This is a genomic window from Xanthomonas arboricola pv. populi (genome assembly GCF_002939945.1).
In the GTDB taxonomy this organism is placed as follows: Bacteria; Pseudomonadota; Gammaproteobacteria; order Xanthomonadales; family Xanthomonadaceae; genus Xanthomonas; species Xanthomonas arboricola_A.
Genome location: NZ_MDEB01000001.1, coordinates 589,469 through 601,775 on the forward strand (window position 1 = coordinate 589,469; position 12,307 = coordinate 601,775).

The following is a 12,307-nucleotide window of genomic DNA, read 5'->3' on the forward strand; positions in this document are numbered from 1 at the left end:
CGCATGCAACGCGCTGTGCCATCGACAGGGTGTCTGCACGGCGGCCGGGCATGGTCTGATCGCACCCTGCTTTTTCTCAGGTGGTTGCCCTCCATGTCATCGCTGTTCTCTCCTTATCAACTCAAGGACGTCACGCTGCGCAACCGCATCGCGATTCCTCCCATGTGCCAGTACACCGCCGTCGACGGCCTCAGCAACGCATGGCATCAGGTGCATTACGCCAGCATGGCGCGCGGCGGTGCGGGCCTGGTGATCGTCGAAGCCACCGGCGTCTCGCCGGAAGGACGCATCACCGCCGGTTGCCTGGGCCTGTGGAACGACGCCCAGGCCGAGGGACTGGCGCGCATCGCGGCATCGATCAGCGCTGCCGGCGCCGTGCCGGGGATCCAGATCGGCCACGCCGGGCGCAAGGCCAGTGCCAACCTGCCGTGGGAAGGCGACGACCACATCGCCGACGGCGACCCGCGTGGCTGGGACACCATCTCGCCCTCGGCGATCGCCTTCGGCGGTGGCCTGCCCAAAGTGCCGCGTGAGATGACGCAGGACGACATCGACCGCGTGCGCGGCGATTTTGTCGCCGCCGCGCAGCGCGCGCGCGATGCCGGCTTCCAGTGGCTGGAGCTGCATTTTGCGCATGGCTATCTGGCGCAGAGCTTCTTCTCGGTACACGCCAATCATCGCCAGGATCACTACGGCGGCACCGCCGAAAACCGCGCGCGGTTCCTGCTGGAAACGCTGCAAGCCGTGCGTGCGGTCTGGCCGGAACACCTGCCGCTCACCGCGCGCTTCGGCGTGATCGAATTCGACGGCCGCGACGAACAGACCTTGCAGGAAGCCATCGCACTGACGCGCAACTTCAGGCAAAGCGGCCTGGATCTGCTCAACGTGAGCATCGGCTTCAGCACCCCGACCGCGCAGATTCCGTGGGCGCCTGCCTTGCTGGCGCCTTACTCCGAACGCGTCAGCCGCGAGGCGCAGCTGCCGGTTGCCTCGTCCTGGAACATCGACGATCCGCTGGAAGCCGACCGCGTCGTCGGCGCCGGACAGATGGAGCTGGTGATGGTCGGCCGCGCGCATCTGGCCAACCCGCATTGGCCGTATCACGCCGCGTTGGCGCTGGACGAAGAACGCCCGTCGTGGGTGCTGCCGCCCTCGTACGCGCACTGGCTGGAGCGTTACGGCAAGCGCGGCTGATCGGACAGATGCGATGGACTGCGAGATTGCGGTACATGCGAATGCTTAGGTCTGCTGCGGGCGCCTCCAGCGAGTCTCCAGGGATGGATTCCCGGCGTGTCCCGACACCGGATGCGGCGCTGCGCTGCCGACCAGCGCCGCAGACCGGGCAATCTTGTGCAAGGCCTCCGCCGGTTCCATGCGAACGCTTCGGTCTGCTGCGGGCGCTTGCACCAGCGGTTGTTGTCGGTTGCTGAAAGAAATGCGAACAGCCAGATGAGCTGCACGTTCTTCCGAGCGTCCATTCCTGGCGACGTGACAGCAGATGGATGGCTTACTGATTACATCGGCCACGAAGTCCGCAGGCATCAACACGTGCTTGAAGTATTGCTTGCGGATCAGCGATAGCGATCTTGGGAGCGTGGTGCCGCGTCCGGGGGCGGGACCGTGTGGCGGCATGGATGTCGCCACCGAGCCTCCAAGGATGGATTCACGGCGTGTCCCGACACTGGATGCGGCGCCGCGCCGCCGACCAACTCCGCGCACCGATCAATCTTGCGAACGACATTTACCGGTTCTACGCGAATGTTTCGGTCTGCCGAGGGCGCTTGCACGCGTACCAGCGTGGGACACGCCGCAAGTACGTCCCTGTAGGCTCTGGCGCGGCATCCATGCCGCTCAAGGTCCCACGCCGGTACGCGCGCAAGCACCACCAGTTATTGTCGGTTGCGGAAAGAAATACCGAGCGCCCGCTGAGCTGCACATCCTTCAGAACGTCACCATTCCTGACGACATACCAGCAGTTGGCACGCAACCACGCATGCCAATCCCGAATGCCCAATCCCGGCGGCGGCCGCGTCAGCAGCTAATGCGCGACGAGCTTGATCGCCGCCCTACAGCCCGTAACGCTCCACCGCATCCAGATGCGGGCGCGGGTCCTGATCGCAGGCCTCGGCCAGGCGCAGCCAGCACATCGGGTGCGCCCACTGCGCGGTGGTGGCCAGCAGGACGCGATGCAGTTCCAGCGGCGGCGCCGCTTCCGGCAGCGCCACGGTGAACAGCACGCCCGGCAGACCTGTGCTCGCGTCTTCCGGGTCGAATGCGTCCGCGTGTTCCGGATCGACCACGCGATAATCGTCGCGGCTGTGCAGCCACAGCTTCCAGCCACGCGCTTCGATGTCCTGCCGCAGGGCCTCGATCGCCTGCTCGCCGGGATGCACGCCATCCACCAGCCAGCTGCTGCCGTAACCGCCCGCCTCCAGCATATGCACCTGCGCATAGGTCGGCACGAAGCGCTCGCGCTCGGCTTCGTCGTCCGGCGGCGGATACAGCAATTCCGCATCGAACACCACCCAGTCGGCGACATGCTGGCGCCGATGCGCCGGTGCATTTTCGACGATACGCGCGGTGACCGGGCCGGTGCGCCGCGCGTAGTACTCGGCTACTTCGCCGTCATCCACGCAACGCACGATCACCCAACCCCAGGTTTCTTCGACCACGCCACCGGTGCTGCTCAGCTCCATGCCGAGCGCCTGCGCCGAGGCGCGCACCGCGTCCCACTGCTGCGCCGCGCTGGCCGCGGTCATGTGATCCCAATGCGCAGAGCGCGGTTCTTCCATCAACTCGGTCAGCTGTCGATACACATCGGCGGCTTCGGCAAAACGGCCGGTGTTGAGATACATGCGCCCCAGCAACCCGCGCGCGCCATGCGAGCCGGGCGATAGTGCCAGCAACGCGGTGCAGGCCTGTTCCAGCGCCGGCCAATCGGCCAGTCGCTGGGCCAGCTGCGCCTCGCACCACAGCGCCGCCACCGGCACCAGCGGACGATACAGCTGCGCCAGCCGACGCAGGCCGGCCTCATCGCCACGGCCCAGCAGCAGGTTCATCAGCCGGAAGGTCGGGCTGGTTTCGCGATCGGCATGCCGCTGCACGAATGCCCACAGCAGCGCGATCGCCTCATCGTCGGCCGCACACGCACTCAATGCCGACGCCGTGGTATCCACCAACTCGGCATCGTCGGGAAGCTCGGCCACTGCCTGCAGCAACCACTGCGCCTCGCGCTCGGGGTTACGCGCCACGTCTTCGGCCTGCGCATCCAGCCATTCCAGCAACTGCGCGGCCGGCACCGGCGCCGGCTCGCCCGCCGGTGCGGTCTCGATGCGCGCAGCCAGGCCGTCCAGCAGTTGGGTGGCGCCACGGTCCTGGCGCAATTTGGGCACATGCGCACGCGCAAGCGCCAGGTGCCGGCGCGCAGTCCACACCGCGCCACGCTGCAACGCCAGCTCGATCGCCATCTCTGCCGCGTCGATCAGGATGCGATGCGCCCCGACCTGCGCGTAATGATCCAGCATCACCTGCAGGCGGCCGCCCAGATCCCAGGTATTGCGCTCGGGCTGGTGCGATACCAGCACCACCACCGCACGCAACCAGTGCAGGCGGTAGCGCGGCGCGACCTCGCGCCACGGCAGAAAGGCCTCCAGCGCTTCGTCGTCGCGATTCAACATTGCCAATGCACGGGCTTTCTGCAAGCGCCGCGGCTGACTGCAGTTGGCCCACTCCGCCCCTTCGCGCGCGGCTTCGCGCTCGCGCTGCTCGATCAGCGCCAGCGCCTCTTCCGCGCGCCCGAGCGAAAGCAGGATCGAGATGCGCATGTCCGGCACGCCGTCGTAGATCTGTCCGCCATGCGCAAGAATGGTCTGCGACTGCGCTTCCAGATAACTCAGTGCCGCCTCGCCGCGTCCATCGTCGAGCAAGGCATCGGCTTTTTCGCAGCTCAGGCACTGGTAGCACGACCAGCTCGGATCGATGCGGCCCAGCGTTTCCTCGCACACCTCGATCCGCTCTTCCACCCAGCCCGGACCATCGATATTGGCATAGCACGCGGCCAGATCCTGGGTCACGCACACCGACTGCGGGCACTCCACCGCATCGGCGCGATGCGCGCGTTCGAAGAGCGTCACCGCATCGCTCAGCGCACGCTCGCCCTCGCACAGATTGCCGACCCGGTTGCGCATTTCCCAATGTCCGACGAACACCTCCAGCCACGGATTGGCCAGCGTCTTGCCCAGCGCACGCGCCTCGGGCAACAGCGCTTCGGCGCGTTCGATCTGCAGGTCGCAAATATGGTCGGTCAGGCGCGTCAGTAGCTGCGCATTCTGCGGCTGCCCGGCCTCGCCCAGATCGTCCTGCAGCTTCTCTACCCAGTTCCAGATTTCCATCGTGTTGCTCCTTCGATGCGGCGCTCAGCGCGCCAGCAATTGGGTCACGGCCTCGGCAAGATCGCCGAAGGCCCGGTTCAAATCCGATCCGCCCGATGCGTTGGCACCGGGCTGCGGCTGGGTGCGCCCCTGCGCCGACACGATCACCTTCAGTGAGCGCAGCAGCCGCGCTGCCACCGCCGCCTGCGGATTGCCGGCGCGCTGCGCCGCCAGCAGCGCCTGCAACGCCGGGTTGTCGAGATTCAGATACAGCCGCTGGGTCTGCCGCGCTTCGATCCCCGCAGTGAACTGCCGGGCCAGCCGCAACGCAGCGGTGGACACGCGTTTGTCGTTCTCGTCCTGCTCCAGGCGGCGTTTCAATTCGGCCTCGCGGTCGGGCACCACCACCAACGGCAATGCCTCGGGGCTAAAGCGCGCCGGCACCAGCGCTTCGCCATCGCCCAGATGCTGTTCCAGCCAGGCCAGTTCGTCGGCCGGCAGCGTATCCAGCTGGAACAACTGCCGGTTGCCCTGCTCGGTGCCCAGCTCGACCAGGCGCACGCCCTTGGCCTGCGCCCAGCGGCGCAAGAACGGCACCACCGCGTAGCGGTTTCCGTAGGCCACAGGCACGCCCATCGCGCGGAACAGCATTTCTTCGAAGCCGCTGTCGCTGTCCAGGATCACATGCACCGCGCCACGCGCCGGCAACTGCTGCGCCGGCAGATCGCCCTGCGAGGTCGGCACCCGCACGTGTTCCATCAACAACTCGAACAAGCGCTCGTCGCACAGCGCCGCGCCCAGCAATGCCTCGTTGTGCCGCAGCAGGATGCGCCGCCAGGCTTCCGGCTGCTGACGCGCCACATCGGCCAGGCCCTGCACCAGCGCTTCGGACAGCGCGTGCTGCACGGCCGTATAGGTGGCATCGCGCTGCAGATCCTCGCGGCTGGCAGTGGGCGTCAAGCGATTGGATTCGATCACGCCACCGATAAAGCCCGCCCACGGCGGCAGCAGTTCGCGCGCGTTGTCGTCCAGCAGCATGCCGCGCAGGAACACCGACAGATTGCGGTTGTCGCTGGTGCCGTAGGTGGCCCCGTCCTGTACCCACAGCAGGCCGACCGCATCGCTGCCCTCCTCCGCACGCACCGGCATGCAGCACAAGGGTTCGAAGTTGCGCTCGAAACGCGCGGCAAACTCGCGTTGACGCCGCCAGGCCTGTACCGGATGCAACGGCACCGCATCGTGCATGCGCCACGGCGGCGGCTCGGGATTGATCGCCTGGGTATCGGTGCCGATCCAGATCGGCTCGCGCAACAGCGCGCAATAGCGCGACAGGATCTCGCGCAACCGTGCTTCCTGGGCCAACGACAGATAGTCCTCGTGCAGTTCCAGCACCACTTCCGTTCCGACCTGCGCACGCGCCGGGATCGGACTCACGGTGTATTGCTCGGCATTGCTGGAGATATAGCAATGCCCCAGCGTCGGGCTCTGGTAGGAGGTGGTGCGCACGGTGACGCGGCGCGCCAGCACGAAGGCCGACAGAAAGCCCAGCCCGAACATGCCGATCAGGCCGCTGTCCTCATGCCCTCCCTGACGCAAGCCACGCGTATACCCCACGCCGACCGTGGCCAGATAGTCGTGAATTTCCTGCTGGGTCAGCCCGGCGCCGGTATCGATGATGCGCACGATGCCCTGGGCAGCATCGGCATGCACTTCGATGCGCGATTCGCCTTGCCAGCCGGGTTGTTCCAGACGGCGACGCAGGATCGAGTCGTGCGCGTTCTGCACCAGCTCGCGCAGCGCGACCACCGGCGTGGAATACAGATGCTTGCTGAGGACGGACATCAGTCCGTTGAGATCGACGCCTGCGCGGCGGATCTGGGAGGCGTCCGTCGCCTCGGAGATGTGATCTTGCATGATCGTTCGTCGTTTCCTTGGCCGCCACGCCCATCCTCGGACGCGCCGTCCTGGGTGGCAGTGCGAGCCATACAGGATAGCCGCAAGCCACGCCACACGCACGCGCGTCACACTATGGCTGCTTCCAGCGCGTGGCTGGGGTTCCGTCGCCACTGCAGCGCACCCTTGGGAAACGACGCGCCACGGCCTGCGTCGACGCACGGCCGTGGCGCGCAACGGCTTACCGCTGCAAGGTTTCCATCGGTGCCTCATTGAAATGCTGCCGATAGCCCTTGGCCAGGGCCGAGCGGCTGCCAACGCCCCAGCGGCTCGCCGCCTGCAGCACGCTGCCGCAGCCGCCTTCGGCCAGCAGTTCGTCGCGAATGCTCTGCATCCGGTAACGACGCAGCACCTGGGTCGGCGACAGCCCGGTGGCGGACTTGAACGCCTGCTGCAAGGCGCGCCCGGTCACGCCGATCTGCGCGGCCACCTCGTTGATCGACAGATCCGAGCGGTGCGCATTGGTGATCATGTAGGCGTAGGCGCGTCGGTACTTGGCCGGCAGCCGCGCGGAGATGTCGTCGCTGACATGTGCCGGCGTGCCGCTTTCCAACAGCCGCGGCGCCTGCACCTCGCTGCGCAGGCACTGCACCGCGCCCAACGCATACCGGTTGTACAGCAACAGCGCCTGCTCGGTCTTGCCCAGCGCCTGGCTGATCTTGGCCTGGCAATACTCGAACTCCAGATTCCAGCGCGGCGCGTGGTGCCGGCCGGCACCGGCCAGGGCGCGCTCTGCCAGATCGGCGCGTCCCACCGCCAATGCGGCAAGCGCCAGCTCCACCTGCGCATCCTGCCGGGCGCATGGCGGGCAACCGGTGGCGGCGGCCGGCAGCGCATCGATCTGCGCATCGAAACCGAAGGTGTCGCCACCGGCAATGCGCAGCAGATTACGCACGTGGCGCATGCGTTGTGCGAGCACCGGCATGCTCTCGGCCAGATCGGCGATGCAGGCGCGCAACTCGTTGGGCTCGAACGCGTGGGCCGCATCCTCCTGTCGCAGCGTGGCTTGCCAGAACACGTGGTCGCTCATCCGGTCGGCGCGACGGATGCGCAACTGCGCAATCATGTCCAGGCGCAGCGCGTTGGCGATGCGCAACCACTCGGTTGCGCCGCCGTCCAGTTCCGCCAGCACTTCGTTGGCCCGCTCCAACGTCTGCAGCGCCAGCGTGCTCTGGCCCAGATGGAAGTGGGTCATCGCCTTGCCCAGCAGGCTCTCCCCGCACAGGCAGGCCGGCGTCTCGCGGTCCATCGCCAGCTGTGCGAAGCAGTTCAATGCAGCACTCAGGCGGCGCTGGCTCAGCATCAACCAGGCGGTATTGCGGCAAGACAGTAGCCGCAGTTGGCGCTGATGCCCTCGCATTGCCTTCAAGGCGTGGCGATAGGCATCTTCGGCCTCCTCCTGATACTCGAGGATCAACAATGCATCGCCGCTGGCGCCGAGCAGGCTGACTTCATCGTCGGCGCCATCCGCGGCGGCCTGGCCGTCGCGGCGTTGTTGAAGATGTTGCAGACCTTGCGGCCAGGCACCAACCAGCATCCTGCTTGTATAGGTAGGAAGACGGTCTGCGTACGACAACGCAGAGATCGCCGCGAAGTAGGTTGGAAGGATCATGCCTGGCTCTCTCATAGGGGGGATGAGCAAAAACAACAATGCGCCGGTCTGGCTGGCGCAACCGATTGTATGCAGCGGATCCAATGGAATTTCTCACTCGAAGGCACTAAGAAAATCAAAAATCCTCACTCTGTGGTCCGGCAAGCCAGTTACTCGGGGTGCAGATAAAGGGCACTTTTTGCATACCACCGGCGGTGGCGTGCACGAGACATTGCACGCCATGCGAAGCCGTACTGAAGACAAGACGGCAGCCCAAAGCGGAATCGTGGAGCCCACTCGAACGCCCGGACTCTGCGCGGCTTAACCATTGTCCTGGCATGACGTGCCAATGCTACGTGCACGGTATTTCAGTCAATGAAAGATGCACTTCAAAACGACAGCTACCGCGTTCCATTACATCGACGGATTGCCCCGATATTCCATGCGCGCTTCAAACGCGAGCAAATCGCAATACCGTGGTATAGACCTGGACACGCCATTTAATGGACTAGACGATCGCAGCTGTCGTCTTACCGGATCGACCTTCCGGCGCATTGTTCGATGTCGGAATTTTGTTAGTTACCCCGCCACGCATACCCTAGATGTAAGAGCTGCATTGCGCTTAAATGAGCGCACGTTAAAGCCGGCCAACCCAAAGCCGAAGAAAAGTACGCAGCAGTGAAACTTTCTGCCTCCGCAATGGTACATACCATTCGTCCGACCTCAGGTCGGATTCCCTGGCAGCCAAAGGCGATGGCGATGCACTTATCTATACATGCGGGTTTTGTATTGGCGCCTGCTGTCCGCAACAGGCATCCGACGTACGACTGGTACGTGTGCAGACATGGGAAGGCCGGCTGATGCACCGCAGCCTTCACAGCAAGCAAGGATCGGCTTTCCTGTTGACGCAGGACGCGCGTCTGGCATCGCAGGTCAAGGCGAGCCTCGCACCGCTCGCCCCGAGTTTTGCGGTGTTTTCCGACGAACTCGAACTTCTGCGCTCGCTGCGGCATTCCCCTTGCGAGCTGTTGGTCTTCGACGCGACCTGCGTCGCGTCGGACGACAGCTCGCTGCTGGCCTGGCAACGCTGCCACAGTGGACATCCCACACCGCTGATCGTGCTGGGGCGTTTCAACTGTGCCCACGACATTCTGGCCTGGTACCGCGCCGGCGCACACGATGTACTCGCCCTGCCGTTCAATTCCCACGAACTGCATGTGCGTGCGGCATTGGCGCTTTCGCCGGTGGCCGAGGCGTGCTCAGAGAGCCAGCAGCTGAGTGTTGGTCCATACCAATTGATTCGCGACGAAAATACCGTGTATCTGCACGGCAAGCCGATCGTGCTGACCGCACGCGAGTTCTCGATCGCCTGGCTGCTGTTTTCCAGCCCCGGCGTGTGTTTCCGCCGCTGCCAGTTGGCCAAGGCGGTCTGGGGTAGCCACACCGAGTTCACCGATCGCACGATGGAGCAGCACATCTACAAGCTGCGCAAGAAGCTGCAGCTGTGCAATCACAGCGGCATGGTGCGCATCAGAACCGTGTATTCGCATGGTTACAAGCTGGAACTTGCCACGCCTGACAAGGATGCGCCCGGCAAGGCCATCAGCCCCAGCACCGCCCATCATGCTGCGGCCTGTTGACCGATGTGAGCGCTGCAAAAGCGGCAGCGCAGCGATCGGCGTCGACCCGCGCTTGCGCGCCTGCTATCGGACCGTGCGTTGCAGTGAGTCGTCCGCCGCCATGCGTTGATCTGGTCAGGCATTAATTGGAAGAGGCGTTCGCCAGATCCCACGCCGAGTGGAAAAACGTATCCGCTAAACAATTCAAGAATGTATTGAAAACACGAACAGACCCTTGGCGTATTGCCGGTCGACTGCTTGCTACGCCTTGGCGAGACGTGTAAGCCCTTGCGGGCGATCAAAAATGGCCCAATCGAGCTGAATGCCGCACTTGTCCACGCGCGTGCTGGTGACAGCCTCCGCCGGCCGGCTCTCTCCAGAAACGACGATGGCGCGGAGGATTCCCCCGCGCCATTGTTCGATCAGGCCTTGCACCCGGTTACTGCTTGGGATTCTCGCCATACTCGTTCGGGCCGGGCGTGCCTTCCAGGCACATGAAGACCAGCACGATGAACCCGCCGACGTAAGGCACCAGGCTGATCAGATAGAACCAGCCGGACTTGCCCTGGTCATGCAAACGACGCACGGTCACCGCAATGCTCGGCACAATCAGTGCCAGCACAACGATCACCATGACGGCAACGACCAGCCACGCCAGTGCACCAGGACCGTTCTCGCCGCCCATCAGTGCAACGGCGATACCGAAAAGACTGCCCAATACCAGCAGGACGATCGCCTGCAGCAGCATGAACATCCAATATTCCCTGCGCCGCGAGCGGCCATTGAAGTCGGCGTAGCGCTTGAGTGGCAACAACATCCATTCCATCGTGTTTCTCCTGGTGACGCGCAGTGAGCGCTGCCTGTGATCCGGTGCACAGCGCAACGGGCCGCGCATGTTGCCATAGCCGCCCCCTGATGAAAACGGTTTCTTACCGGCTAGCGGCATATCGCGACCCGCTGGCAGACGGACGGTCGCCGGAGCTGGCGGCAGCCAACCCGACAACCTCGCTGATGCAATTGCGGCAGCGCGCTGCGTGCCGTCCTGCGCAGATGCGCGATCCACTCACCGCGTGCAGAGCGATGCCCTGTGCAGACAGTCGCTTCCATACCGCGCCGGCATCACTCGGCCGGGCATCACTCGGCCGCCGCTTCCAGCGCCTGGCTCAGCCGCTCAACCGCGACGATCTCCATGCCCTTGATGCTGGCGATCTTGGGCGCGTTGGCCTTGGGCACGATCGCGCGTTTGAAACCATGGGTGGCGGCCTCTTTCAGACGATCTTCGCCGTTGGGTACCGGCCGGATCTCGCCGGACAGCCCCACTTCGCCAAAGGCAATGGTCTTCTCGGACAGGGGCCGGTCACGCAGCGAGGACAGCACTGCCAGCAGCACCGGCAGATCGGCGGCGGTTTCCTGCACGCGGATGCCGCCAACCACATTGACGAATACGTCCTGATCGCCCACCACGATGCCGCCGTGGCGATGCAGCACCGCCAGCAGCATCGCCAGCCGGTTCTGCTCCAGACCCACCGCCACGCGCCGCGGGTTGGACAGCGGCGAGGCATCCACCAGCGCCTGCACCTCCACCATCAGCGGCCGGGTGCCTTCGCGGGTGACCATCACGCAACTGCCCGGCTGCTGTGTGCTGCCGCCGGACAGGAAGATCGCCGACGGATTGGAGACTTCCTTGAGGCCTTTCTCGCCCATCGCGAATACGCCCAGCTCGTTGACCGCGCCGAAGCGGTTCTTGAACGCGCGCAACAGGCGAAACCGGCTACCGCTTTCGCCTTCGAAGTACAGCACCGCATCGACCATATGCTCCAGCACGCGCGGGCCGGCGATGCCGCCTTCCTTGGTCACATGGCCGACCAGGAACACCGCGGTACCGGTCTCCTTGGCATAGCGCACAAGCCGCGCCGCGCTTTCGCGCACCTGGCTGACCGAGCCCGGCGCTGCAGTCAACGACTCGGTCCACAGCGTCTGTACCGAGTCGGCAACGATCAGCTTCGGGCGCGCCACGCTGGCATGCTGCAGGATGTTTTCGATGCCGGTTTCGGCCAGCGCGTTCAAGCCTTCCAACGGCAGATCCAGCCGCACCGCGCGCCCGGCCACCTGCGCCAGCGATTCCTCACCGGTGACGTACAGCACCGGCAGCGTACTGGCCATGCTCGCCAGCGCCTGCAGCAACAGCGTCGACTTGCCGATGCCCGGATCGCCACCGATCAACACCACCGCGCCCTCGACCAGACCGCCGCCCAGCACCCGATCGAACTCGCCGATACCGGTGGACACGCGCGCCTGCTCGGATTGCTGCACGTCCTTGAGTGCGGTGATCTTGGGCGCCTCGGCCTTGCCGGCCCAGCCGCTACGCCGCGATGCCGCAGGCGAGGCCTTGCCGCCGGGCGTGGCGCTTTCGAGCACGATCTCGCTGAGCGTGTTCCACACCCCGCACTCGGTGCATTGCCCTTGCCACTTGTTGTACTCGGCGCCGCACTCGCCGCAGACATAGGCCGTTTTCGCCTTCGCCATCGTCAGTTAACCCATCGCTTCTGGAGCGACAGGATAGTCGGCGTTGGTCTCAGGATGCGCGACGCTGGCTCGGGAATCGGGAATCGGGAATCGGGAATCGGGAATCGGGAATCGTCCAGCTGACGCCGCCGCAGCAAGGAATGCAAGCACCCATTCCTGCGGCTGCGTTTTCACCTGGGCGCGTCGATGACGCGGACTAGTCGGCTGGCGTGATGTCTCTCGATCGGCCGGCACTGGCCTTGGTACCG

The 12,307-nt window shown here is 65.0% G+C and carries 7 protein-coding genes; 2 read left to right on the plus strand and 5 right to left on the minus strand.

The window, feature by feature from the left end; genetic code table 11:
• Window positions 1–93: 93 nt before the first annotated feature.
• Window positions 94–1,194 (plus strand): NADH:flavin oxidoreductase/NADH oxidase, encoded by a 1,101-nt coding sequence (locus tag XaplCFBP3123_RS02820; protein ID WP_104532707.1) that lies wholly within the window; start codon window positions 94–96, stop codon window positions 1,192–1,194.
• 872 nt (window positions 1,195–2,066) lie between these two features.
• On the opposite strand, the gene XaplCFBP3123_RS02835 is transcribed toward XaplCFBP3123_RS02820, so the two are convergent.
• The 3 genes from XaplCFBP3123_RS02835 to XaplCFBP3123_RS02845 form a co-directional block, all read right to left on the minus strand.
• Window positions 2,067–4,391: a hypothetical protein gene (locus XaplCFBP3123_RS02835; RefSeq protein ID WP_104532708.1), complete on the minus strand. Its 2,325-nt coding sequence runs from the start codon at window positions 4,389–4,391 to the stop codon at window positions 2,067–2,069.
• 24 nt (window positions 4,392–4,415) lie between these two features.
• Window positions 4,416–6,284 carry an ATP-binding protein gene (locus XaplCFBP3123_RS02840; protein WP_172453057.1) on the minus strand — a complete coding sequence of 623 codons (1,869 nt, stop codon included), beginning with the start codon at window positions 6,282–6,284 and terminating at the stop codon, window positions 4,416–4,418.
• Between the two features lie 220 nt (window positions 6,285–6,504).
• Window positions 6,505–7,860, minus strand: a complete 1,356-nt coding sequence (locus XaplCFBP3123_RS02845) for a helix-turn-helix transcriptional regulator (RefSeq protein ID WP_016901519.1) — start codon at window positions 7,858–7,860, stop codon at window positions 6,505–6,507.
• 914 nt (window positions 7,861–8,774) lie between these two features.
• Here XaplCFBP3123_RS02845 and XaplCFBP3123_RS02850 point away from each other — a divergent pair.
• Complete coding sequence (locus XaplCFBP3123_RS02850; protein ID WP_026064103.1) at window positions 8,775–9,554, plus strand: winged helix-turn-helix domain-containing protein; 780 nt, start codon at window positions 8,775–8,777, stop codon at window positions 9,552–9,554.
• Window positions 9,555–9,972: 418 nt separating this feature from the next.
• Here XaplCFBP3123_RS02850 and XaplCFBP3123_RS02855 read toward each other — a convergent pair whose 3' ends face one another.
• Together XaplCFBP3123_RS02855 and radA are read right to left on the minus strand one after the other, a co-directional pair.
• Window positions 9,973–10,359, minus strand: a complete 387-nt coding sequence (locus tag XaplCFBP3123_RS02855) for a DUF805 domain-containing protein (RefSeq protein ID WP_104532709.1) — start codon at window positions 10,357–10,359, stop codon at window positions 9,973–9,975.
• A 308-nt stretch (window positions 10,360–10,667) separates the two neighbouring features.
• Complete coding sequence (radA, locus tag XaplCFBP3123_RS02860; RefSeq protein ID WP_104532710.1) at window positions 10,668–12,059, minus strand: DNA repair protein RadA; 1,392 nt, start codon at window positions 12,057–12,059, stop codon at window positions 10,668–10,670.
• Between the last annotated feature and the right edge of the window lie 248 nt (window positions 12,060–12,307).

Coding starts and splice junctions, on each gene's coding strand:
- XaplCFBP3123_RS02835 (WP_104532708.1), bottom strand. CDS start 4,391: ATGGAAATCTGGAACTGGGTAGAGAAGCTGCAGGACGATCTGGGCGAG.
- XaplCFBP3123_RS02820 (WP_104532707.1), top strand. CDS start 94: ATGTCATCGCTGTTCTCTCCTTATCAACTCAAGGACGTCACGCTGCGC.
- radA (WP_104532710.1), bottom strand. CDS start 12,059: ATGGCGAAGGCGAAAACGGCCTATGTCTGCGGCGAGTGCGGCGCCGAG.
- XaplCFBP3123_RS02850 (WP_026064103.1), top strand. CDS start 8,775: ATGCACCGCAGCCTTCACAGCAAGCAAGGATCGGCTTTCCTGTTGACG.
- XaplCFBP3123_RS02840 (WP_172453057.1), bottom strand. CDS start 6,284: ATGCAAGATCACATCTCCGAGGCGACGGACGCCTCCCAGATCCGCCGC.
- XaplCFBP3123_RS02855 (WP_104532709.1), bottom strand. CDS start 10,359: ATGGAATGGATGTTGTTGCCACTCAAGCGCTACGCCGACTTCAATGGC.
- XaplCFBP3123_RS02845 (WP_016901519.1), bottom strand. CDS start 7,860: ATGCTGGTTGGTGCCTGGCCGCAAGGTCTGCAACATCTTCAACAACGC.